Below are 22,679 nucleotides of genomic sequence, written 5' to 3'. Positions count from 1 at the left end.
GGATCCGCGCCGCGTAGCATGCCGCCGTGCTTCCCCGTGCGCTCGACCCCGAGGACGTCGCCGCGCACGCGGGGCGCGTCCTGCAGTGCCTCCTGGCCTGGAGCGTCGTCTCGATCCCGCTCGTGTGGGCCGCGCCGCACCTCGTGCGCGACGTCGACGCGGCCCTGCGCGTCACGGGCGTCCCGGTCCGGCCCAGCGCCTTCCACGCCGTCCTGATCGCGCTGGTGACGAGCGGCTTCCTCAGCCGGAAGCGCGCGGCGCTGTGGTTCGTCGTCCTCGTCTGGCAGCTTCCCGCGGTCGTCGTCGCGGGTGTCTCGGTCGCGCTGTGGAGCACGCCGGACGGACGCGCCCTGCTCGCACAGGCGCACGTCCAGGTCCCCGCGGCGCTCGCCGCCGGGGTCGTCGGCGCCCTCGCCACGACGCTGCTCGTCCGTGCGCGCTCCGCGTTCCCCGCCCCGCTCGCCCGCGGGTCCTGGTGGCGCGCGGGCGCGGTCCTCGTGGGCGGGCTCGTGGCCGCTGCCGCCCTGTCGCGGGGGATCCTCCAGGCCGTCCCGCACGGCGTCGACCGTGTCCGCGACACGGGCCTTCGTCAGCTGCTCGCGTCGACGGCCCTGCACCCCGTCGACCTGCCTCTCGACCCGGGCCCCGCCTGGGTCGGCCAGCTCGCCGGACTCCTCGCCGCCGGCGCCCTGCTCGCCGCGATCGCCGTCTTCCTGCGCTCGGCGCCGCACGACCGCGGGCTCGGCCCCGAGGACGAGCTCGACGTCCGCCGCCTCCTGCTCACGACGCGCCTCGACGCCGCCGACTCCCTCGGCTACTTCGCGACCCGCGACGACCGCGCCGTCGTCTGGGCACCCGGGCGGAGCGCGGCCGTGTCCTACCGGGTCGTGTCGGGGGTCTGTCTGGCGGCCGGCGACCCCCTCGGCGACCCCGACCGGTGGCCCGCCGCGGTCCGGGAGTGGCTCGAGCTCGCGCGGTCCCGCGGCTGGGCGCCCGCCGTGCTGTCCGCGAGCGAGCAGGGTGCCCGGGCCTACGCGGACGCCGGGCTGCACGTCCTCGGTCTCGGGGACGAGGCGGTGCTCGACCCGGCGTCGTTCCACCCCGACGGGCGGGCGCTGGCGGGCGTGCGGCGAGCCGTGCGGCACGCGGAGCAGGCCGGGTACCACGTGCTCGTCCGCCGCCAGGCGGACGTGCCCGAGGCCGAGCTCGCGGAGCTCGGCAGGCTCGCCGACTCGTGGCGCGACGGCGAGGTCGAGCGAGGCTTCTCGATGTCCCTCGGCCGGTTCGGCGACGCGCGCGACGGCAGGGTCGTCGTCGTCACCGCGCACGACGGCACCGGCGCGACCGCCGGGCTGCTGACCTTCGTGCCGTGGGGCGCGCGCGGACTCTCGCTCGACGTCATGCGCCGCGCACCCGAGGCCGTCGGCGGGGTCACCGAGCTCATGGTCGTGCGACTGGTGGAGCACCAGGCCGCGCGCCGAGGCGGCCGCGTCTCGCTCAACTTCGCGATGTTCCGCGAGCCGCTCGCCCAGGGTGCGCGGCTCGGGGCCACGCCGCGGGAGAAGCTCCAGCGTGCGGCGCTACTCCTGGCGTCACGACGCTGGCAGCTCGACTCGCTGTACCGGGCCAACGAGAAGTACCTGCCCGAGTGGCGCACGCGCTACTGGTGCTACGACACCGCAGCGCAGATCACTCTCATCTCCTACGCGGCCGCCCAGGCCGAGGGCTTCCTCCCCGCCGCCCCGGCGCTGCCCTTCCTGGCGGGCCGACCGGCGTGGCGCGGAGGCGAGGAGCCTCGCCCGGCCCCGCAGCCCGCTCGCGCCGCGGCCGTGCGTGCCCTCGAGAACGAGCTCGGGGCCCCGCGCCCCTCCGAACGGCGGCTCACCGACCAGGAGGCCTCCCGCAGGACGGCGCTCCGGGAGCTGCGGCGGGAGGGCGTCGACCCCTACCCGGCGACGGTGACCCGCACCCACGCCCTGGACGACGTGCTCCACGTGCTCGACGACGGGTCCCTCCCGCTCGGTGCACCGGTCTCGGTCACCGGACGCGTGGTCCGCGTCCGCGACCACGGAGGGGTCCTGTTCGCGGTGCTCCGCGAACGGACGAGCGAGCTCCAGGTGATGTTCACCGCCGACCGGCCCGCGGGGACCGCGCTCTGGCGCCGGACCGTCGACCTCGCCGACCACGTCGCGGTCACCGGCCACCTCGTGCGGTCCCGCACCGGAGAGCCGACGGTGCACGCGACGTCCTGGACGATGGCCGCCAAGGCGCTCCGACCTCCCGCCCGCGCGCTCGGCGACGAGGCGCGGGTCCGGCTGCGCCACCAGCACCTCGCGCTCGACGACCTCGCCGCCGCCGACCTGGAGGCCCGGTCGGCGATCGTCCGGGCGCTCCGCGACACCCTGCACGCACGCCGGTTCGTCGAGGTCGAGACCCCGGTGCTCCAACGGACGCACGGCGGGGCGAACGCACGGCCGTTCGTCACCCACATCAACGCCTACGACGCCGACCTCGCCCTTCGGATCGCGCCCGAGCTCTACCTCAAGCGGCTCTGCGTGGGCGGCGTCGGGCGCGTGTTCGAGATCGGCCGCAACTTCCGCAACGAGGGCGCGGACGCCACGCACAACCCGGAGTTCACCTCCCTCGAGGCGTACGAGTCCCACGGCGACTACACGACCATGCGCGCCCTCGCCCGCGACCTCGTCCTCGCGGCGGCCGTCGCCGCGCACGGCGAGCCCGTCGCACGCCGCGGCGACGACGTCGTCCGCCTCGACGGCGACTGGCCGGTCGTGACGGTGCACGAAGCGGTCTCGCGCGCCGTCGGCGTCCGCGTCACCCCGGACACCGACGCGACGACCCTGCGCGAGCTGGGCGCGCGCCACCACGTCCAGGTACCGGACGGGACGACGCCGGGACAGCTCGTCACCGAGCTCTACGAGGAGCTCGTCGAGCCGGCGACCGTCGAGCCGACCTTCTACACGGACTTCCCCGTCGAGACGTCGCCCCTGACCCGCGCCCACCGGGCCGACCCGCGCCTGGCGGAACGCTGGGACCTGGTCGCGGCCGGGATGGAGCTCGGCACCGCGTACACCGAACTCACGGACCCGCTCGACCAGAGGGACCGGCTCGAGCGGCAGTCGTTGCTCGCCGCCGGGGGCGACGTCGAGGCGATGCAGGTCGACGAGGACTTCCTCACGGCGCTCGAGTTCGGGATGCCACCCACCGGCGGGCTCGGGCTCGGGGTGGACCGCCTGTGCATGCTCCTGCTCGACCGTTCGATCCGGGAGACCCTCACGTTCCCCTTCGTGCGTCCCGCGGCGCGCTGACCGGCGACGGCGCCAGGCCGAGCGCCTGCTCCGCCCACACCAGCCCCGGCCCGACCTGCTCCCGCGCGAACCTCCAGTCGTGGTGCCCCGGCCGCACCAGGGCGCGGACGTCGTGGTGGGCTGCACGCAGCGTCCTGCCGAGGGCGCGGGCGGCGTCCGGGTCGTCCTTGGACGCCGCGACGAGGTACACGGGGACCGGGTCCAGACCTGCGTCGTGCGCGGCGTCGATCGCCGCGGCCGGTGTCGACGGCGCCCCGCCGGCGGCACCCTGCCTCAGGTCGTCCTCGCTCGGTCGCTCGTAGGGCAGGACGCCGACCACCGCCCCGAACAGGTCCGGGCGCTGCACCCCCACCACCAGCGCCCCGTACGCCCCGGCGGACATCCCGCCGAGCACACGGTGGCCGGCGTCCGGCACCGTCCGCAGGTGGTCGTCCGCCCAGCCCACCACGTCCCGGGTCGCGAACGTCGCGAGCTGCGCGCCGCCCGGGCGGTCGAGCGGCTCCTGGTCGAGGCCCAGCCCCAGGTCGGGCGCGACCACGATCGTCGCGGCGAGCCGGTCGCCCGCCACGAGCGCGTCGACCGTGCGGTCGACCTCACCCGCCGCGAACCAGTCGGCACCCGTCCCGGGCGACCCGTGCCACAGGTACACCACCGGGTAGCGTCGGCCTGGCTCCTGGTCGTACCCCGGGGGCACGTGGACCCACGCGTACCGGTCGCCCACGCCGCTCGCCGTGGCAGGGATGCGCACCCGCCAGGTCGCGCCGCGCGTCGCGGAGGTCGGGTGCGGCGGCTCCGCCTGGCTTCCCTCCGGCAGCGCCGCCGGCATCGGGAGACGCGACCGCAGCAGGAGCGCGACGGCGTGGGCGTCCGGCACGTAACCCGTCGCCGCCCCCCAGCCGAGGGCCACGCCCGCCCCGCACGCGAGGACCGCGGACGCCGCGAGGACACCGCCGACCGCGCTGCGCCGCGCACGCCAGCCTCCGACGCCGAGCGCGGCAGCGGCACCACCCAGCGCTACCGCCAGCCACCACGTCCTCACCCCCGGCACGAGGACGATCGTGACACGCCCCAACGATCTCGGCCCGTCGTCCGTCACCATGCACGTACGCCGCGACGACCGTCGCGGACGGATCACCGAAGGGGACGCATGAGGGCTTGGGAGTCGGAGCTGGCGATCACCCTCCGTCGCTGCGCCCCGCGCGGCCCGGCTCAGTAGGCTCGGACCCAGACGGACCGCCCGGGGAACCGCCGGGCGGCCCACGTCGTCGGACCACGGGAGGCGCCGTCCAGCGCCCCGGGGTGCGGACGGTCGTGGAGGCGCGATGGCTCGATGGCAGGACGAGGCGTGGCGGCAAGACCTGCGCACCCTGCTCGACCGGCGGGGCGTGCGGCTGTGGGCGCTCGCCGAGCGGGCGTCGGACGCCGCGGACCACCCGGACGGGGCCGAGACCGCGCTCGTCGAAGCGCTCGTGAGGGTCTTCGTCGCGTACCGGCCGGTGCGTCCGGGCGACGGTGCGGTCCGCGGCGCGCAGGCGGTGGTCGTGATCGACGACGACGCCGCCCTCGACGACCTCGAGTCGGCCGTCGCGGACGAGCTGACGGCTCGGCCCGGAGGCGCCGACGCCGTCCCGGACGAGCCGGACGCGGCACGTCCGGCACCGTCCGACGTCGTCGCCTCGGTCGAGCCGCGGGTCGCGGCCGAGCGACGTCGGCGGACGGGGCGGCGGAGGATCGTGGGCGTCGCGGCCGCCGGCGCGGGCGTGGCGCTCGTCGCGGGGCTCGTCTGGGGTGCCGGGTACGGGCCGGGACACGGCTCCCCCGTGCCGACCGCGACCGTGGCGGAGGACTCCGCTGCCCCCGCCGCGATGCCGGCGTATCCGCGCCGCACGACAGTCGTGTGCGGGGAACACCTCGACGTGCGCGCCAGGTCGACCGGCGCGATCACCGTGGCGCTGCGCACCGCGACGGCCCGGATCGCCCCGGGCGGGCTCTGGACCGGCACGGTGAGCTTCGCCGAGGGCGACGTCGTCCGGTCGCACGTGGCCCTGGTCGGGATGCCGCAGATCGTGGTCGTCGGCTCCCACGACGGCCGGGTCGCCGCCGTCGGCCAGGGCGACCTGTCCCTGGCCCGGACGGGGAGCGGCACCGGCCGGCTGCTCGTCGACGCGGCCCTGCGCTTCCCGGCCTGCGACGCCGGCGGGCACCTCGGGCCCGGGACCTACCGGGTGGTCGCCGTCGAGTCGTACCAGGACCGCGCCGACTGGCCGTACGGGACGGTGTACACGGCCCTCAGCGCCCCCGTGACGCTCACGGTGACACCTGCCGACGCGCGCACGCAGGCCGGCTGACCACGTCGGAGTGGGAGGATCAGGGGGTGCCCGACAGCCCCGCCCCCACCGTCCTGAGCCCCGACGCCACCGCCCACCTCGACGACCTCGCCGCGTTCGTGAGCGCGTCCCCGTCGTCGTACCACGCCGCCGAGGAGGTCGCCCGGCGCGCCGAGGCCGCCGGGTTCGTGCGGCTGGCGGAGAGCGACGCCTGGCCGGACCCGGCGGCGGGCGGGCGCTACGTCGTCGTGCGCGACGGCGCCGCGATCGCCTGGACCGTGCCCGCAGGAGCCGCGCCGACCACGCCCGTCACGGTGATCGGCACCCACACCGACTCCCCCGGCTTCAAGCTCAAGCCCCGCCCCACGACGACCGCGCACGGCTGGCTGCAGGCCGGCGTCGAGGTGTACGGCGGCCCGCTGCTGAACTCCTGGCTCGACCGTGAGCTCGAGCTCGCCGGCCGGGTCGCGGTGCGCGGCGCCGACGGCACGGTCACCGAGCACCTCGTGCGTACCGGTCCGCTGCTGCGGGTCCCGCAGCTCGCCATCCACCTCGACCGCGCCGTCAACGACGGACTCGCGCTCGACAAGCAGCGCCACACCCAGCCCGTCTGGGGGCTCGCGACGCCCGGCGTCCCCGGGGCCGACCCCGAGGCCGACGTCGTGCTGGCGCTCGCCGAGGCCGCGGACGTGACGCCGGACGCGGTCGACGGGTTCGACGTCGTCGTCGCGGACACCCAGCCGCCGCGCCGGTTCGGGGCGCGGGGGGGCCTGTTCGCGTCCGGGCGCCTCGACAACCTGCTCTCCACGCACGCGGCGCTCACCGCGCTGCTCACCTCCGCCGACGGAGACGCCAACGGCGCCGACAGTGACGCGCCACGGATCCGGATGGTCGCGGCGTTCGACCACGAGGAGCTCGGGTCCGCGTCGCGGTCGGGCGCTGCGGGTCCGTTCCTCGCGGACGTCCTCGACCGGGTCTACGCAGGCCTCGGCGCCACGACCGAGGACCGCCACCGGGCGATGGCCGCGTCCTGGTGCGTGTCGAGCGACGTCGGGCACGCCGTCCACCCCAACTACCCGGAGCGGCACGACCCCGCCAACCACCCCGTGGCCGGCGGCGGGCCGATCCTCAAGCTCAACGCCAACCAGCGCTACGCGTCCGACGCCGTCGGGTCCGCGCTGTGGGAGGACGCGTGCCGGACGGCGGGGGTACCGAGCCAGGCGTTCGTGTCGAACAACGCGGTGCCGTGCGGCTCGACGATCGGGCCGATCACCGCGACCCGGCTCGGCATCCGCACCGTCGACGTCGGTGCAGCAATCCTGTCGATGCACTCGGCACGCGAGCTGTGCGCCGCCGCCGACCCCTGGTACCTGAGCCGCGCCATGCGCGCGGCGCTCGACGTCACGCCGTCCTGAAACCTCTGGGCGAGCGCGCGGGCCGCGCGTAGCGTGCGGGAGATGGACCTGCGCCTCGTCGCCCTCCAGCTCGACGCACCGGACCCGGCCGTGCCCGCCGCGTTCTGGGCCGGACTGCTCGGGCGAGCGGCCGTCGTCGAGCCCGGCGGGACGCTCGTGCCGGGCGAGGGCACGCAGCTCGGGCTCCGCTTCGTGCCCAGCACCGAGCCGAAGGTCGCGCAGAACCCCGTCCACCTGCACCTGACGAGCACGAGCCCCGGCGACCAGGAGGCGACCGTCGCCCGGGCGCTCGAGCTCGGCGGCACGCACGTCGACGTCGGGCAGCTCCCGGAGGAATCGCACGTCGTCCTGGCCGACCCCGGTGGCAACGAGCTCTGCGTCATCGAGCCCGGGAACGCCTTCCTCGAAGGCACGGGGTTCCTCGGCGAGGTGACCTGCCGCGGGACGCGCGCCGTCGGACTGTTCTGGAGCGAGGCCCTCGGCTGGCCGCTCGTCTGGGACCGGGACGAGGAGACGGCCGTCCAGTCGCCCGACGGCGGCACCAAGGTCTCGTGGGGCGGCGAGCCCGTCGACCCGGACGCGCCGCCGCAGCGGCAGCGCCTCGAGCTGGTGACGACCGACCTCGACGCTGCAGTCGACCGCCTGCTCGCGCTCGGGGCGACGCGTCTCGCCGCGGCACCCGGCGCGGCGGACGGCGTCGTCGTGCTGGCCGACCCCGACGGCCGGGTCTTCCAGGTCCGCGCGGGCTGACCGTCTACTGTCACGCCATGGCACTCGACCTCGAGGCGATCTACACCGACCTCCACCGCAACCCCGAGCTCTCGTACGCGGAGCACCGCACCGCCGGCATCGTCGCCGACCACCTGACCGCCCTCGGGCTCGAGGTCCGCGACGGGGTCGGCGGGACCGGCGTCGTCGGGGTCCTGGCCAACGGCGACGGGCCCACGGTGCTGCTCCGCGCCGACATGGACGGCCTGCCCGTCCAGGAGGAGACCGGCCTCCCGTACGCCAGCACGGCCCGTGGCACGAGCCCCGACGGCGAGGACGTGCCGGTCATGCACGCGTGCGGCCACGACGTGCACGTGACCTGCCTGCTCGGCGCCGTCGACGCGCTCGTCGCCGACCGCGCGTCGTGGTCGGGGACGGTCGTCGCCGTGTTCCAGCCCGCCGAGGAGCTCGGCACCGGCGCCCAGGCGATGGTCGACGACGGCCTGTACGAGCACGCGCCCCGGCCCGACGTCGTCCTCGGCCAGCACGTGACGCCCCTGCCAGCGGGGACGATCGGGCTGCGTCCGGGACCGTCGTTCGCCGGCGCCGACGCGCTCACGGTGCGCCTCTTCGGGCGGGGCGGCCACGGGTCGCGTCCCGAGACGACGGTCGACCCGGTCGTCCTGGCCGCGTCGGTGATCATGCGGCTGCAGACGGTCGTCGCGCGGGAGATCGCCGCCACGGAGACGGCCGTCGTGACGGTCGGGTCCGTGCACGCCGGGACCAAGGAGAACATCATCCCCGGCGAGGCCACCCTGGGCCTGAGCCTCCGGAGCTACACGCCGGAGGTCCGCGAGAGGCTCCTGGCGGCCGTCCGACGGATCGTGGCCGGCGAAGCAGCCGCGGCGGGCGCACCCGCCGAGCCCGAGGTGACGATCGGCTACTCGTTCCAGGCGCTCGTGAACGACCCCGACGCCACCGCCCGCACCGGCGCCGCGTTCCGGGCCGCGTTCGGCGACCAGGGTGTCGCCGACCCCGGCCTGATCACCGGCAGCGAGGACGTCCCCGCGCTCGCCGCCGCGGCCGGCGTGCCGCTCGTGTACTGGCTGCTCGGCGGTGAGGACCCGCAACGGTTCGCCGCCGCGTTCGCCGCCGGGACGCTCGACAGCGACATCCCCTCCAACCACTCCCCGTCCTTCGCGCCGCAGCTCCACCCGACGCTGGAGCACGGGGTCGAGGCGCTCGTCGTCGCGGCGCGGGAGTGGCTCGACTGACGGCGGCGCTTTTTGAACGCCCAGCAACACACGGCGGTCCGGCTGTGCGGCGTGTCGCGGACGGCACGCGGGCGAACCGGGCGCTGAGCCCGCACCAGGGCGGGCTCGGTGTTGCTGGGCGTGGATACCGGTTCACGTAGGGTCGAGGCCATGCCCGACGGTGCCCCCAGCCCTCTGCTCGACGTGCTCCTCGGCGGGGGTCGCCGCTCCGAGTCGGTGCGTCACGTCGAGGTGCTGCCGGCCCGCGAGGGCGTGCGGGCCGACTGGCCGGTGTGGGCCGACCCGCAGCTCGTCGCCGGGTACCGCGAGCTCGGCGTCGAGCGGCCGTGGGCGCACCAGGCCACCGCCGCCGAGGCCCTGCACGACCGCCGGCACGTGGCGCTGGCGACGTCGACCGGGTCCGGCAAGTCGCTCGCCTTCTGGCTGCCGGCGCTGACCGCCGTGCGGGAGGACGCTCGTGACCGGGCGGCCGCCTCGGTGCTGGAGGCGGGGCGGATCGAGACCGCCGCCCGACGCGGCTCCGTCCTCTACCTGTGCCCCACGAAGGCGCTCGCCGCCGACCAGCTCTCCGCGCTCGAGCGCGTGCTCGACGCGTCCGGCCGGGCTGCCGGCGGCGCCAAGGTCGACCTGCGGGTCGCGACCTGCGACGGGGACACCGGCTTCGAGGAACGCCAGTGGGTCCGCGAGCACGCCGACGTCGTGCTCACCAACCCCGACTTCCTGCACTTCGCGCTGCTCCCCGACCACAAGCGCTGGGCCCGGCTGCTGCGGAGCCTGCGGTACGTCGTCGTCGACGAGGGGCACGCGTACCGCGGGGTGTTCGGGGCGCACGTGGCCCTCGTCCTGCGTCGGCTGCGGCGGCTCGCCGCGTACTACTCCCGGGTCCCGGGCGCACCGGGGGCGGCCGGTCCGACGTTCGCCGTGGCGTCCGCGACGACGGCCGACCCGTCCGCGACCGCGGCGCGCCTCATCGGCGTCGCCCCCGAGGACGTGCTCACGGTCGACGACGACGCCAGCCCCGTCGGGCGCAAGACGTTCGTCCTGTGGGAGCCGCCCGAGCTGCCCGGTGGCGACCCGCTCGAGGCGGCCGCGGCGCTGCGGCATGCGGGCGACGCGGCGCCCGCCGGGCGGGCGGCTGCCGACGCGGCGCTCGTCGAGTCGCTCGTCGTCGACCCGACCGCGCACGACGATCTCGGGCTCGTCGACGAGCCCGACGCACCGGCCGTCGTCGGGGACGCGGCCGACCGCCCGCGCCGTTCCGCGACCGCCGAGGCCGCTCACCTGCTCGCCGACCTCGTCGCGTCCGGGGCGCGGACGCTCGCGTTCACCCGGTCGCGCCGGGGTGCGGAGTCCGTCGCGTCGGCGACGCAGGACCACCTGCGGCACGCGCTCGGGAGCGGGCCGGGGAGCGACGGCGAGGTAGCCGCCGCGTCCGTCGCCGCGTACCGCGGCGGGTTCCTGCCCGAGGAGCGGCGCGAGCTCGAGGACGCGCTCCGCACCGGGCTCGTGCGGGGGCTCGCGACGACCAACGCCCTCGAGCTGGGTGTCGACGTGTCGGGGCTCGACGCGGTCCTCGTCGCCGGGTGGCCCGGGACCCGGATGTCGCTGTGGCAGCAGGCGGGTCGCGCCGGGCGCGCCGGTGCCGAGGGGCTCGTCGCGTTCGTCGCGCGCGAGGACCCCCTCGACACCTACCTCGTGCACCATCCGGAGGCGATCTTCGAGGCACCCCTCGAGGCGACCGTGTTCGACCCCTCGAACCCGTACGTCCTCGCGCCACACCTGTGCGCGGCCGCCGCCGAGCTCCCGCTGCGCGCCGACGAGCTGACGAGGTTCGGCGACCCCGCCCATCTGCGTGAGCTGCTCGACGTGCTGGTGGCGCGGGGTGCGCTGCGCCGTCGGACGTCCGGGTGGTACTGGACGCACGCGCGCTCCGCCGCCGCGATGGCGGACCTGCGCGGGTCGGGCGGGCCGCCCGTGCGGGTCGTCGAGGCGGAGACCGGACGCCTGCTCGGCACGGTCGACGCCGCGTCGGCCGACGGGACGGTCCATCCCGGCGCCGTGTACGTGCACCAGGGGCGGACGTTCGTCGTGACGTCGCTCGAGGCCGGGCCGTCAGGCGAGCTGGAGGTCGCGATCGCGGAGCCCGGCACCGTCGACTACGGGACCTGGTCCCGCACGACGACGACCATCCGCCTCGCGAGCAAGGAGCCGCTCCTCGCTCGCACGTGGGCGGGGCCGCCCCGCGCAGACGGTGACGCCGACGGTGACGCTGGGCTCGCCGACGGTGACGTCCGCTGGGGCTACGGCCCGGTCGAGGTGACGAGCCAGGTCGTGAGCTTCCAGCGCCGGCACCTTCCGGACCTGCGGATCCTGTCGACCGAGGACCTCGACCTGCCCGAGCGCACCCTGCCGACGACGGCGGTGTGGTGGTCGGTCCCCACCGCGCTCCTCGAGGGCGCCGGCCTCACGGACGAGGGCGTCCCGGGCGCGCTGCACGCGGCGGAGCACGCGTCGATCGGGCTGCTGCCGCTGCTCGCGACGTGCGACCGGTGGGACCTCGGTGGCGTGTCGACTGCGCTGCACGTGGACACCGAGCGGGCGACGGTCTTCGTCTACGACGGTCTCGCGGGCGGCGCCGGGTTCGCGGAGCGCGGCTACCACCTCGGCGCGACGTGGCTGCGCGCCACCCGCGACGCGATCCGATCGTGCCCGTGCACCGACGGCTGCCCCGCGTGCGTGCAGTCCCCGAAGTGCGGGAACTACAACAACCCCCTCGACAAGCACGGCGCGCTCCGCCTCCTCGACGCGGTGCTCGCGCTCGCGCCCGCTGAGCCCGCCGACCGCTGAGACCGGAGCGGGCGAGCTCCGCGGATGGACGGTCGGTAGGCGACGCGGATGGCCGACGTAGCAGCCGAAGCGCGCAGCGCCGGCAGCGACGGGTCGCCGTCGGGCGCGACGGCTGCGAGCAGGCCGTCGTCGTGTGGGCATGCTGCTCAGCGACGACGGGAGCTTCATCACCGGCACCGAGGTCCGTATCGACGGCGGCACGCACTTCTGACGGCCGCGACCAGGGGCCTCCCACCCGGGGCGCCCCCATCACTCCCGCGCGTCGCGCTGCGCCGCCCCCGGAAGGAGCACGGTCACGACGGCGCCTCTCTCGCCACCCGCGAGCTCGACCCGTGCCTCGAGGCCGACAGCCAGGGCCGAGACGATGCTCAACCCCAGGCCGGAACCCGGCGCCGCTCCGAGCGACCGGAACCTGCGTGGCCCGTCGCGGAGCAGCTCGGCCGGGAACCCGGGGCCGTCGTCCTCGACGCGGACGGTACGGCCCTCCACCACGACCCGCACCTCGCCCCCGCCGTGCCGCAGACCGTTGGCGACGAGGTTCTGCACGACCCGTTCGAGCCGCCGAGGCTCGGTACGGACGACGTCCGACGAGACGACCGAGAGGGTGACCCCTTCCTGCCCCTCCACCATCCGCCGCACCACGGTCGCGAGATCACGAGGCTCGAGGACGACTACCTCCGGCTGCTCGGCCCGTGCGAGCTCGAGAAGGTCGTCGGTCAGACGGCGCAGACGGACCGTCTGGCGCCGTACCAGGGTTGCCTCCGGCCCGTCAGGCAGCAGCTCGGCCGCCGAGACGAGGGCCGTCATCGGGGTCCGCAGCTCGTGCGCGACGTCGGCCGAGAAGGCGCGCTCACGGTCCAGGCGCGCCGCGAGCGAGCCGGTCAGCACGTCGATCCGGTCGACCAGCTCGCGGACCTCGTCGCGCGGACCAGGCCCCGACCCGAGCAGCCGCGCGGCGCCGTCGCCCCGGCCGACGACGTCCTGCACCCCGGAGCCTGCCCCCACCGCTCTGGCCGCGCGCCGCAGCCGGGACGTGATGGACCCCGCCACCACCCATCCACCCACGAGTGCGAACAGGACCACGCCACCCGCCGTCGCCCCGAGCGTCCGGTGCATCGACGCACGCTGCTCGAGCAGCCTTGCTCCCGGCGCGCGCAGGCTGAGGACGCGTCCACCCTCGAGCCGCTGGGCGGCCCACATGTCGTGACCGTCGAACCAGGTGACCGCACGTCCCGGCCTCAGCGCCGCCCGCAGCGGGCGCGGCAGGCGCGTCGCGTCGGACCCCACCGAGCTCGACGACGGCACGGTGCCCGAAATGTCGTACGCGGCGGCCGAGACCGCAAGGGACTGCAACGCCTCCGCGCGCAGCGCGTTCCGCCCGCCCACCATGATCGACCTGTCCACGGCGAGCCCGAGCAGCAGCGCCGACAGCAGCGACGTCAGTGCCACGGCCGCCCCGATCCGCGTGCGGATGGACCGGTACCACGGCGTCATCCGCGCCCTCCGACGTCGACCAGCCGGTAGCCGAACCCCCGCACCGTCTCGATCACGTCGTCGCCGAGCTTCCCCCGCAGCCGCTTCACGTTCGTGTCGACGACGCGAGCGTCCGTCCACTGCTCGTCGCCCCACACGCGGCGCAGAGCCTCCGCACGCTCGATCGCGGCCCCCCGATGGTCGAGCAGGAGCTCGAGAAGCCGGAACTCGGTCGAGCTCAACGACACGGGTGCGCCGCCCCGCACCACGGTGCGGGCGCCCCGGTCCACGACGACGTCCCCGACCTCTTCGACCACGCCCCGGCGCGCCGGCCGGCGCGCGAGAGCCCGCACGCGCGCGGCAAGCACCTCGCCGTCGTACGGCTTGGCCACGTGGTCGTCCGCGCCCGCGTCGAGCCCTGAGACCACGTCGCCCGGGAGGTCGCGCGCCGTGAGCAGGAGGATCGGGACGTCGGACCACTCCCGCACCCGCCGCGTCAGGGTCAGGCCGTCCATCCGCGGCATCGCGACGTCCACGACGGCGACGTCGAAGCTGCCCTCCCGCAGCGCCCGCTCCCCTTCCACCCCGTCGACGGCAGTCCCGACGTGGAAGCCGTGCCGGGTGAGGAGCAGCGCCGTCGTCTCCCTCACGTCGACGTCGTCCTCGACGAGGAGGACGTGGCACCCCTCCGCGCTCACGCGCCCGACTCACGGAAGTCGACGTCGAACGTCGTGCGTCCTCCGGTCACCCACCCGGGATGCCGGTCCGGGAAGGTGAGCACGAGCCGACGGAAGACGTGTGCTGAGCCGTCCCTGGAGACCCGGTCCGCGCGGACCTCGACGGGGTACTCGCGCAGGTGCCCGGCAGCGCAGTAGGGGTCACAGTCGTTCTCGACGTAGGTCGCCGTGCCTTCCGCCTCTGCCGTGGTCCACCGCGACCAGTCGACCGACTCGATCGCCGCGTTGGCGTCACCGCAGGTCACCGTGAAGCTCGTCGGACGGAACACGGGCTGGTGCGAGCAGTCGACGAGGTAGGCCCTCTCGGCGCGCAGGGTGGACGTCGCGAGCACGCTCACGTGCGGGGCGTCGTCCGCGTAGCTGCGCGAGAGCTGGAACGCCGCCCCGGTCAGCGCGACGAGCGCCGCGAGCGCGGTCACGAGCACCGCGACCAGCCCCCGACTGAGCCGTCTGCGGGCTCCTGGGATCGTCATTCCGCCTCCTTCCGTGGTCAGCCCACCGGGCCGCAGACCGAGCGTAGGCAGTGCTGCGTGTCATGCGCGTCGCAGCTCCGTGGCAGTTCGGTGGCAGGGCCCTGTGGCGAGCGAGGAGCGCCCGGAGAGCCTCCTACCGTGCAGGGGCCGACACCCGATCAGGCGCCGGCTCGACATCCCCCGGAGCAGACCGTGCACGCACCCTCGTCCTCACGCCGGCTCGCACCCCTCGACGGGCTGCGGGCGGTCGCCGTCGTCGCGGTCGTCGTCTTCCACCTCGACCCCACCCTGCTGCCCGGCGGGTACGCCGGGGTCGACGTGTTCTTCGTGCTGAGCGGCTACCTCATCACGCGACAGCTCCTCGTGGAGCGCGAGCTGAGGGGCCAGATCCTGCTCGGCCGGTTCTGGCTGCGTCGCGCCCGCAGGATCCTGCCGGCGCTCGTCGCGATGCTGCTGGTCTGCGGGTCGCTCCTGCTCGTCCTGCGCGGCGACCCGGCCGTGGGCTGGGGCCGACAGCTTCTCTCCGCGCTGACCTTCACGAGCAACTGGACGCTGGTGGCCGACGGCAGCGACTACTTCGCCCAGGGCTCGCCGCCCGTCCTCCAGAACCTCTGGTCGCTGGCGGTCGAGGAGCAGTTCTACCTCGTGTGGCCGTTCGTGCTCACCGTCGTCGTGGCCGTCGTCAGGCGGCCCTCGGCACGGGCCCGCACCGTGCTCGCGCTCGCACTCGTGTCTGCGGTCACGGCCGCCGTCGTGACGGCGAGGTCGGGCGTCAGCCGTGCGTACTACGGCTCCGACACCCACGCGTTCGGGCTGCTCGCCGGGGCGGCGCTCGCCCTCGCGCAGCGAGCGGACGCCCGGCCCGCGCGACGCGCCGAAGCGTCCTCTCGGCCGCCGGCACGCGGGACCAGCGCGGTCGTGGGTCTCGCCGGACTGGCCGCTCTCGTGTGGCTCTTCCTCCGTCTCCGGGGAGGCGACGGAACCAGCACCGTGCTGGGCCTGCCCGTCGTCGCCGTGACCACCGCGGCGCTCGTCGCCTCGGCTTCGCGGACCGGCACTCCCGTCAACCGCGTCCTTTCGTCGTCGGCGCTCCGCTGGCTGGGCCGGCGCTCCTACGGCATCTACCTGTGGCACTGGCCGCTGCTCGTCGTGCTGCGCTCCCGGCTCGACGAGCCCGGACCGGGTCCGCGGACCCTGCTCGTGGCGATCCTGACCGTCGTCCTCACCCTGGTGCTCGCCGGGCTCTCGTGGCGGTTCGTCGAGCGTCCCTTCCTGGACCGCAGGGTGCCGGGTCTCGTCGGGCGCGGTGCCCGCAGGGCTGGGGTGGCCCCGGTCCGTGGCGGTCTGCGCCCCACGGCCGTGGTCGTGGGCGTCGCCGTCGCAGCCGTTGCTTCGGTCATGGCGGGGGTGAGCGGACCGACGACGACCGCCGCGGCGAGTCAGGTCGCCGCCGGCGAGAGGGCCCTCGCCGAGGCAGCCGCGACCTCGAGCGACGCACCGCTGCCCTCGCCGACCAGGACACGGGAGACGACACCCGCCGGACCTTCCGCGCCTCCTCGCGGCACGTCCTCCCCACCGGCGCGGAAGGAGCACCGCCGAGCAGCCGGGCGGCTGCCCGACGGCGACCGCGTGACTGCGGTCGGGGACTCGGTCATGCTCGCCTCCGCTCCCGCGCTGCTCCGCACGTTCCCCGGGGTGCAGGTCGACGCCGAGGTGTCCCGGATGCCGCAGCGCGGCCCCGACGTGGTCCGACGGCTCGCGCGCGAGGGCCGGCTCGGGGACGTGGTGGTCGTGGGGCTCGGGACGAACGGGTACCTGGGCCGCGGCACGCTCGACGAGCTCCGCTCGGCAGTGGGGCCGAGGCGGCTGCTGGTGCTCGTGACCGTCTTCGTCCCACGTCCTTGGCAGGACGCCGACAACGACCAGCTGCGGGCGTTCGCTCGACACCACCCCCGCACGTTCGTGAGCGACTGGTACGCGGCCGTACGGAGCGATCCCCACGCGCTCGGTCCGGACGGGATACACCCCGGCCCGACGGGCGCCCGCCTCTACGCGGACACCCTCGCCTCGACGTTGCGGGCGGTCGACGGGCGGCGCTGACGACGCGTCGAGGTGCCGGGCTCACGACGCCGCCGCACGGCTTCCTCGCGCGGAGGCCGGGCCGGCGCGGGCGGCTGCCGTCGCCCGCGCGCCCGACCCGACGAGCCGGGCCACCCCCGGCGCGGCGCGGTGCACCTCGACCCGAAGCACTCCGCCTCCCTCGTCGGCGCACGCGTCGACCGTCCCGCCGTTGCGCGCCGCCACCACGCGGGCGACGGCGCACGCGTCCTCGCCGTGCCGCAGCGCGTCGGCACCCGCGACCGCCGCGAGGTCCGCGGCGCCCTGGGCTCCGGAGCGCGCCGCCTGCGCCTGGCCGAGGCCGGCGAGCACCGTCCCGAGCAGCACGACGACGGCGACGAGCCCCAGGACGAGCACGGTCCCGGACCCGCGCTCGCACGGGCCCGCCACCGCACGTCGATGGTCCTCGGTCGGGCGCGAGCGGCGGCCGGACGCGGCGGCCGAGCTCACGGCTCGACCCGCGCGACGGCGTGTCCCGTCGCCCGCAAGGGCACGCCGCCGAAGGGACCCAGCCGCCCGACGACCGGGACCTCGACGTCGGCGGTCACCCAGTCGCCGTCGTGCGCGAGCCGGACGGAGGTGCCGGTCCCGCCGACCCGCACCGCGGCGGTCCGCTGGGCGGCGGTGTCCTCACCGAGCGCTGCGCTGCGGGCGGCGGCCGTCGCGGCGTCCACCGCGCGCAGCCGCGCGACGGACGCCGCGCCGACCGTGAGGACGAGCACCAGCACGACGACGACCGCGGGCAGCGCCACGGCGAGCTCGGCGGTGACGCTCCCCCGCTCACGCCCGAGTGCTCGTCCCGGCATGGTGCCCGCCTCAGCCGACCGACAGCGCGGACTTGATGATGCCGAGGAGCAGTCCTCGCACCTCGGCGGACTTGAGGATCACGAGGAGCAGCCCGGCGAAGCCGACGGCTGCGAGGGTCGCGATGGCGTACTCGGCGGTCGCCATCCCGGCCTCGCGGCCGGCGGTGCGCAGGGGGCCCGCCGTGGGGCGGACGAGTCGGGTGCGGGTGCGATCGAGCCAGGCACGGGCGGCCGTCGCCAGCGTCGCCAGGGCGGCGCGGGAGCGACGTGCGGCGAGGGCTGCCGGTCGCCGGCGCGCGGGTGGGGTGTGGAGGGCGTGCATGGGTGTCCTTCCGTCGGGCGGCACGGCGTGCCGCGGGACGGCCAGACTGGCGGGTCGCCCGCACCCCCTGCGTGCGGGTGACCCGCCGCTGTGCACGACGCCGGTCAGGCGGGCACTGTGGGTGGCGCCCCGACGGCGGGGGCCGGGGCCTCGGCACGGCGGAGCGCGACGAGGTTGAGAGCGCCCGCGGCGAGCAGGACGACCCCGGTCGCCACGAACACGGACCGGAGCCCCAGCTGCGCGGCGACGATCCCCCCGAGCACGGGTCCGGCGACCTGGCCCACGTACTGCGCCGACACGCCGTAGCCGAGGAGGCCGCCGACGGCGTCCGGCGGGGCGAGGTGCCTGACCGCCGCGGTCACGGACGGCAGCAGCCCGCCGAGGCTCACCCCGAGCAGGACGCGCGCCACCCCGAGCTCGACCACGTTCGTCACGACGGCCTGCACGAACGCCAGCAGCCCGGCCGCGAGCAGGCACCCGACGACGACGCGCACGTGCCCGACGCGGTCGGCGAACCGTCCGACGCGAGGCGCCGCGAGGATGCTGCCCACGCTGGTGAGGGCGAGGAGGATGCCGGCGACACCGGCGGCGTGGGTGCGCTGGCCGAGGTCGGAGACGTAGACGGTGACGACGGGCTCGATGGACATCGTCGCGAGCAGCAGCAGGCTCGAGGTGGCGAGCAGGACGAGGACGGCGCCCCGGTGGTCGACCTGGGCCCACACCCCGGACCGACGGCGCTCGCGGGTGCGCGGCGCGCGGGTGACCTGCCGGTCCTCGCGGAGCAGGAAGAGGGTCGCGAGGAACGCGAGGAAGATCAGTCCGCCGGCGACGAGGAAGGTGGGCCGCACCCCGACCCAGGCGGGCACGAACCCGCCGACGAGCGGCCCGACGACGTTGCCGGCGAGCACCCCGGACGACACGATCCCGAGCGCCCACGCGCTCCGGTCGGACGGGGTCTGCGCGGCGACGAGGATCGTGGCGCCCGACGCGTAGCCGCCGAGGACGCCGACGAGCAGCCGGACCGCGACGAGCTGGTCGACGGTCTGGACGAACCCGAGCAGCGAGATCGCCACGGACATCCCGAGGCTGGCCCGGACCAGCATCGACTTGCGGCCGAACCGGTCGCCGAGCCTGCCCCAGAGGGGCGCGGTCAGTGCGGCCGTCAGGAAGCACGCCCCGTACGCGATGCCGGACCAGCGCACGACGGCCGCGTCGCTCTCGACCCCGAGCTCCCGCACGAACACCGGCAGGAAGGGCACGAGGAGCGTCATGGCGACGATCGTGGTGAACGCTCCGGCCGTGGCGACCACGAGGTTCCGGCGCCAGTAGGGGTGCTCGGCGGCGGGGGTCTCGAGGGTCGGCGCGGTCATTCCCCTTGTCTACACCCGTCGTCCGTGCAGCGATACGTTTGCGCTCACGATGTGAGACGTCTGAGGAGGATCGGCTGGATACCAGGCCTTCCGAGGCGCACCGCTCCCGCGCTTCACCCGCTCCGCAGCAGCCCGACGCCGTACGAGACGAGCACCGGCACGAGCCCCACGAGGACGAAAGCGGGCAGGTAGCAGAGCCCCAGCGGGAGGACGAGCCGGACCCCCAGACGGCCGGCCGCCGTCGCGGATCGTTCGGCCCGGTCGCGACGGAGCCGGTCGGCGGCCGCCCGCAGCGCCGGCTCGGGCGGCGAGCCGTGCTCCCACGTGGGGCGGAGCGCGTCGCCGACCACGTGCGCCACGCCGAGCCCCCCGGGCCGTCGGTCCGGGTCCGGTCCACCGCGGCCCGCGCCGCGCGCGAGGCGACCGCGTGGCGCCGGCCCGTCCGCCGACCACGCGTCGTCCCACCCGCCCCCGAGCGCGAGCCGCGATGCCGTGGCACGCAGCGCGTCCCCGTCCGGTCCGGCGAGCGCCGTACCCACCGCGTCGAGGGCCCGTACGACGCTCGCCCCCGACCGGCACGCGGCAGCGACGAGCGCCAGCACCACCTCACCGTCGACCCGGCCGGCCGGAGCAGCGACACCCGGCATGGCGCCGTCGGGCACGCCGCCGACCAGCGCTCTCGCCCGCCCCAGGGCCACGTCGCCCCGCACCCACCACGGCGCGAGCCCCGCGAGCGCGAGGACGGCGGTCACTACACCGACCCCCGCCCCGCTCACGTCTCCTCCCCCGCCGCCCGGGCTGCCCGGACGAGCGCGCCCGTCCACCGGCGCCCGACGAGGACGAGCACCCCCGCGCCCAGGAGCGCGAGCGTCCCGATCCCGCCTCCGAGCAGCACGCCGACCGGGTCGGCACCGAGCGCGAACCCGAGCAGCAGCCCCGCGCCCGGCAGCCACGCGAGGACGCGCGCCGTGGCCCGTGGCCCGGCGAGCGCCGTCTCGCGAGCGACCCGGGCAGCGTCCTCGGCGAGGGTCGCCTCGACGACGTCGTCGAGCACGGCGGCGAGCGGCGCCCCCACCTCGAGGGCGAGCCGCACCCCCGCGACCACGGCGGGCACGACGCGCGGCGCCCCGAGGACACGGGCGGCGTCCCCCGTGTCGGGGACACCCTGGGGGTCGCACCGCACCCCGACGGCGTCCCACGCGCGGCCCGGCGGCAGCCCCGACCGCAGGAGGGCCGCGACCTGCGTCACCACGACCACCGCGTCGCCCGTCCCTGCGCCGGTGCGTCGGCGTCGCAGGACGGCACGACCGGTCCTCGACGCCATCGCGCCGACGAGCACCTCCGCCCCACGTCCGGGCCGCCCGAGCAGCGCGCGGGCCGCGACCGCGACCAGCACCCCCACGAGCACCGCCGTCACGGCGCGACCACCTCCCACCGCGGGCCCCGCCGCGGGACGTTCGCACCGCCGTCCCAGGTCGCCGCCGACTCGACGACGAGCTCGCCGCGCCCGTCGCGGCCCACCGCCCCCAGCTCCGCGACGTACCGCACCCGCGTCACCGGGTCGCGGCGCAGATGCACGACGACGTCGAGGGCGCTCGCGGCCTGCGCGGCCACCGCGTCGCGGCCGAGCCCGGCGAGCGCGGCGAGCGCCTCGAGCCGGGCCGGCACGTCGGCGGCGGTGTTGGCGTGCACGGTGGCCATGCCGCCGTCGTGCCCGGTGTTGAGCGCGAGCAGCACGTCCCGGACCTCGACGCCGCGGCACTCGCCCAGGACGATCCGGTCGGGCCGCATGCGGAGCGCGTTGCGCACGAGCTCGTCGAGCCCCACCGCCCCCGACCCCTCGACGTTCGCGCGCCGGGTGCACAGGTGCACGACGTGCGGATGACCGGGCGCGAGCTCGCGGGCCTCCTCGACGCAGACCACCCGCTCGGACCCGGGGACCAGCCCGAGGAGCGCGGCGAGCAGCGTCGTCTTGCCCGTGCCGGTCGCCCCGGACACGAGGACGTTCGCGCGGCGCTGCACGAGCCCCGCGAGCACCGGCACCCAGGCGGAGGGCAACGCCCCACGGGCGACGAGCTCGTCGAGCGTGAACGAGCGCGGCCGGTGCGTGCGCAGCGAGATCGCGGCGCCGTCCTCGCACAGCGGCGCGACGACGGCATGGAGCCGTGTCCCGTCGGTCAGGCGCGCGTCGACGCTGGGCTGCTGGTCGTCGAGCCGCGCCCCCGACGCCGCCGCGAGCCGGACCGCGAGCGCCCGCACGTCCCGCGGCCCGGCAAGGCGGTGGGCCCAGCGGACGAGGCCCGCGCCGCGGTCGAACCACACAGTGCCGTCGGGGTTGACGAGGACGTCGGTGACGTCCTGGTCGTCGAGGAGCGGCTGGACGGCGCCCGCCCCGACGAGCTCGGCGCGAACCTGCCGCGCCAGCCCGGCGAGCACCCGTGACCCGACGACCCGTCCGCTGCGGCGCAGCGCGTCCTCGACGTCGCCGAGCGTGGGCGTGCCCCCGGCGTCCCCGAGCGTCGCGCGCACCTGCGCGACGAGCTCCCCGTCCGGCGGCGCGTCCACGCTCACCGGCCCGTCCGCACGGCCCGACGGCCGGTCGCGGCCCACCCGCCGGCCGCACCGGGACCCGCCGTGCGCGCGGCGGCCGCGTCCAGGACCCTCGCGGCCGCACGGCGCAGTGCGGTGCCGTGCCCGACGGGTGGTCCGTCCCCCCGCTCGACGGCGGCTCGCGCCCCGCGGACCCGGCCGACGTGCCCGGCGACGGGCACCCCGAGGGCGGTCGCGACGTCGTCGGGAGCGAGACGTCCGGGCGCGGGCCCGCACGTCACCACGAGCTCGACCGGCTCCGTGGCGGCCGCGGGCGCGCCCGTCCGTGCGGCGCGCCACGCGAGGGCGCCGGCGAGGCCCGGCACCGTCAGCGGCACGACGAGCACCACGTGCGTCGCCGCGTCCGGGACCTCACCCCGGCCGGCGTCCACGACGACCGTCCGGCGCCGTCGACCCAGGGCGCGGAGCACGTCCGCGACCACCGCGCCGTCGGGCGGCCCGGGACGCCGGCGGTCGGCGCTCAGCACGCTGACGCCGCGTCGGTGCGGGAGCGAGGAGACCAGCAGGTCGGGGTCGACGTCCCCGCGGGCGGCCGCGAGGTCGGGCCAGCGCGCACCCTCGGCCCCCTCGAGTCCGAGCAGGACGTCGATCCCGCCCCCGCCCGCGAGGTCGACGAGGGCGGCGCCGTCGCGCGCGGCCACCGCGAGCGCGACGGCCAGGCTCGACGCGCCGGCCCCTCCGACCGCCCCGGCGACGGCGAGGACGAGCCCGCCGCCGGGCTCCCCGCGCGCCGAGGAGGGCCGGTCGAGCGACGGCGAGACGGTTCCGGGAGCGAGCACCATGCGCCACAGCGTGACCCAGGCGGCCCCGCCGCCTCCCAGGTCGGCGCACGGATGTGCACAGAATCCCCCGCGCTTCGCCCTGTGGTCGGCG

At 76.5% G+C, this 22,679-nt stretch carries 19 protein-coding genes; 7 read left to right on the top strand and 12 right to left on the bottom strand.

Annotated elements, in window-relative coordinates; genetic code table 11:
* Nucleotides 1-26: 26 nt before the first annotated feature.
* Nucleotides 27-3,326 (top strand): bifunctional lysylphosphatidylglycerol synthetase/lysine--tRNA ligase LysX, encoded by a 3,300-nt coding sequence (lysX, locus tag KDY119_RS02560; RefSeq protein ID WP_153021891.1) that lies wholly within the window; start codon nucleotides 27-29, stop codon nucleotides 3,324-3,326.
* Here the strand turns inward: lysX and KDY119_RS02555 are convergent.
* A complete protein-coding gene (locus KDY119_RS02555) occupies nucleotides 3,292-4,425 on the bottom strand; it encodes an alpha/beta hydrolase (RefSeq protein WP_153021890.1) in 1,134 nt (377 codons plus the stop codon). The genes lysX and KDY119_RS02555 overlap by 35 nt on opposite strands.
* Before the next feature lie 223 nt (nucleotides 4,426-4,648).
* Between KDY119_RS02555 and KDY119_RS02550 the strand changes: the two genes are divergently transcribed.
* The 5 genes from KDY119_RS02550 to KDY119_RS02530 all read left to right on the top strand — a co-directional run bounded on the left by KDY119_RS02550 (nucleotide 4,649) and on the right by KDY119_RS02530 (nucleotide 11,897).
* On the top strand, nucleotides 4,649-5,674 hold the full coding sequence (locus KDY119_RS02550) for a hypothetical protein (protein WP_036953749.1): 1,026 nt from the start codon (nucleotides 4,649-4,651) through the stop codon (nucleotides 5,672-5,674).
* Nucleotides 5,675-5,700: 26 nt separating this feature from the next.
* Nucleotides 5,701-7,068 (top strand): M18 family aminopeptidase, encoded by a 1,368-nt coding sequence (locus KDY119_RS02545; protein ID WP_153021889.1) that lies wholly within the window; start codon nucleotides 5,701-5,703, stop codon nucleotides 7,066-7,068.
* A 42-nt stretch (nucleotides 7,069-7,110) separates the two neighbouring features.
* The gene (locus KDY119_RS02540; RefSeq protein ID WP_036953752.1) at nucleotides 7,111-7,818 is read left to right on the top strand and encodes a VOC family protein; all 708 of its coding nucleotides are present in this window, start codon (nucleotides 7,111-7,113) and stop codon (nucleotides 7,816-7,818) included.
* Between the two features lie 17 nt (nucleotides 7,819-7,835).
* On the top strand, nucleotides 7,836-9,050 hold the full coding sequence (locus tag KDY119_RS02535) for an amidohydrolase (RefSeq protein ID WP_036953753.1): 1,215 nt from the start codon (nucleotides 7,836-7,838) through the stop codon (nucleotides 9,048-9,050).
* A 150-nt stretch (nucleotides 9,051-9,200) separates the two neighbouring features.
* The gene (locus KDY119_RS02530) at nucleotides 9,201-11,897 is read left to right on the top strand and encodes a DEAD/DEAH box helicase (protein WP_153021888.1); all 2,697 of its coding nucleotides are present in this window, start codon (nucleotides 9,201-9,203) and stop codon (nucleotides 11,895-11,897) included.
* A 249-nt stretch (nucleotides 11,898-12,146) separates the two neighbouring features.
* Here the strand turns inward: KDY119_RS02530 and KDY119_RS02525 are convergent, their stop codons facing one another.
* Genes KDY119_RS02525 through KDY119_RS02515 form a run of 3 tightly spaced genes read right to left on the bottom strand, consistent with a single transcriptional unit; the run spans nucleotide 12,147 to nucleotide 14,580 of the window.
* The gene (locus KDY119_RS02525) at nucleotides 12,147-13,391 is read right to left on the bottom strand and encodes a sensor histidine kinase (protein WP_036953755.1); all 1,245 of its coding nucleotides are present in this window, start codon (nucleotides 13,389-13,391) and stop codon (nucleotides 12,147-12,149) included.
* The gene (locus tag KDY119_RS02520) at nucleotides 13,388-14,068 is read right to left on the bottom strand and encodes a response regulator transcription factor (protein WP_153021887.1); all 681 of its coding nucleotides are present in this window, start codon (nucleotides 14,066-14,068) and stop codon (nucleotides 13,388-13,390) included. The genes KDY119_RS02525 and KDY119_RS02520 overlap by 4 nt, the downstream gene beginning before the upstream one ends.
* Nucleotides 14,065-14,580, bottom strand: coding sequence for a hypothetical protein (locus KDY119_RS02515; protein WP_194174320.1), 516 nt, complete (start codon nucleotides 14,578-14,580; stop codon nucleotides 14,065-14,067). Before KDY119_RS02515 ends, KDY119_RS02520 begins: the two co-directional genes overlap by 4 nt.
* A gap of 192 nt (nucleotides 14,581-14,772) precedes the next feature.
* Here KDY119_RS02515 and KDY119_RS02510 point away from each other — a divergent pair, with 192 nt between their 5' ends.
* Nucleotides 14,773-16,680 (top strand): acyltransferase family protein, encoded by a 1,908-nt coding sequence (locus KDY119_RS02510; protein WP_194174318.1) that lies wholly within the window; start codon nucleotides 14,773-14,775, stop codon nucleotides 16,678-16,680.
* Between the two features lie 21 nt (nucleotides 16,681-16,701).
* Here KDY119_RS02510 and KDY119_RS02505 read toward each other — a convergent pair whose 3' ends face one another.
* The 8 genes from KDY119_RS02505 to KDY119_RS02470 all read right to left on the bottom strand — a co-directional run bounded on the left by KDY119_RS02505 (nucleotide 16,702) and on the right by KDY119_RS02470 (nucleotide 22,588).
* Nucleotides 16,702-17,148: an Rv3654c family TadE-like protein gene (locus tag KDY119_RS02505; protein WP_227994488.1), complete on the bottom strand. Its 447-nt coding sequence runs from the start codon at nucleotides 17,146-17,148 to the stop codon at nucleotides 16,702-16,704.
* A complete protein-coding gene (locus KDY119_RS02500; protein WP_153021884.1) occupies nucleotides 17,145-17,504 on the bottom strand; it encodes a TadE family type IV pilus minor pilin in 360 nt (119 codons plus the stop codon). Before KDY119_RS02500 ends, KDY119_RS02505 begins: the two co-directional genes overlap by 4 nt.
* Nucleotides 17,505-17,514: 10 nt before the next feature.
* Entirely contained in the window at nucleotides 17,515-17,826 is a 312-nt protein-coding gene (locus tag KDY119_RS02495; protein ID WP_036953758.1) for a DUF4244 domain-containing protein, read from the bottom strand.
* A gap of 104 nt (nucleotides 17,827-17,930) precedes the next feature.
* A complete protein-coding gene (locus tag KDY119_RS02490) occupies nucleotides 17,931-19,196 on the bottom strand; it encodes an MFS transporter (protein WP_153021883.1) in 1,266 nt (421 codons plus the stop codon).
* Nucleotides 19,197-19,309: 113 nt separating this feature from the next.
* Nucleotides 19,310-19,948, bottom strand: coding sequence for a type II secretion system F family protein (locus KDY119_RS02485; RefSeq protein WP_227994487.1), 639 nt, complete (start codon nucleotides 19,946-19,948; stop codon nucleotides 19,310-19,312).
* A gap of 20 nt (nucleotides 19,949-19,968) precedes the next feature.
* Nucleotides 19,969-20,613, bottom strand: a complete 645-nt coding sequence (locus KDY119_RS02480) for a hypothetical protein (RefSeq protein ID WP_153021881.1) — start codon at nucleotides 20,611-20,613, stop codon at nucleotides 19,969-19,971.
* Nucleotides 20,610-21,767: a TadA family conjugal transfer-associated ATPase gene (locus tag KDY119_RS02475; protein ID WP_227994486.1), complete on the bottom strand. Its 1,158-nt coding sequence runs from the start codon at nucleotides 21,765-21,767 to the stop codon at nucleotides 20,610-20,612. Before KDY119_RS02475 ends, KDY119_RS02480 begins: the two co-directional genes overlap by 4 nt.
* Nucleotides 21,764-22,588, bottom strand: a complete 825-nt coding sequence (locus tag KDY119_RS02470) for a pilus assembly protein FlpE (protein WP_153021880.1) — start codon at nucleotides 22,586-22,588, stop codon at nucleotides 21,764-21,766. Before KDY119_RS02470 ends, KDY119_RS02475 begins: the two co-directional genes overlap by 4 nt.
* Between the last annotated feature and the right edge of the window lie 91 nt (nucleotides 22,589-22,679).

Origin of the sequence: Luteimicrobium xylanilyticum (genome assembly GCF_009429125.1) — a bacterium.
GTDB lineage: Bacteria > Actinomycetota > Actinomycetes > Actinomycetales > Cellulomonadaceae > Luteimicrobium > Luteimicrobium xylanilyticum.
Note: the sequence above shows the minus strand (reverse complement) of the source record. Positions and strands in the feature narration are given on the sequence as shown.

Excerpts from the sequence above, each read along its gene's own strand:
- KDY119_RS02555 (WP_153021890.1), bottom strand. The coding sequence starts at position 4,425 with ATGGTGACGGACGACGGGCCGAGATCGTTGGGGCGTGTCACGATCGTC.
- KDY119_RS02550 (WP_036953749.1), top strand. The coding sequence starts at position 4,649 with ATGGCTCGATGGCAGGACGAGGCGTGGCGGCAAGACCTGCGCACCCTG.
- KDY119_RS02540 (WP_036953752.1), top strand. The coding sequence starts at position 7,111 with ATGGACCTGCGCCTCGTCGCCCTCCAGCTCGACGCACCGGACCCGGCC.
- KDY119_RS02535 (WP_036953753.1), top strand. The coding sequence starts at position 7,836 with ATGGCACTCGACCTCGAGGCGATCTACACCGACCTCCACCGCAACCCC.
- KDY119_RS02530 (WP_153021888.1), top strand. The coding sequence starts at position 9,201 with ATGCCCGACGGTGCCCCCAGCCCTCTGCTCGACGTGCTCCTCGGCGGG.
- KDY119_RS02525 (WP_036953755.1), bottom strand. The coding sequence starts at position 13,391 with ATGACGCCGTGGTACCGGTCCATCCGCACGCGGATCGGGGCGGCCGTG.
- KDY119_RS02515 (WP_194174320.1), bottom strand. The coding sequence starts at position 14,580 with ATGACGATCCCAGGAGCCCGCAGACGGCTCAGTCGGGGGCTGGTCGCG.
- KDY119_RS02500 (WP_153021884.1), bottom strand. The coding sequence starts at position 17,504 with ATGCCGGGACGAGCACTCGGGCGTGAGCGGGGGAGCGTCACCGCCGAG.
- KDY119_RS02495 (WP_036953758.1), bottom strand. The coding sequence starts at position 17,826 with ATGCACGCCCTCCACACCCCACCCGCGCGCCGGCGACCGGCAGCCCTC.
- KDY119_RS02490 (WP_153021883.1), bottom strand. The coding sequence starts at position 19,196 with ATGACCGCGCCGACCCTCGAGACCCCCGCCGCCGAGCACCCCTACTGG.
- KDY119_RS02470 (WP_153021880.1), bottom strand. The coding sequence starts at position 22,588 with ATGGTGCTCGCTCCCGGAACCGTCTCGCCGTCGCTCGACCGGCCCTCC.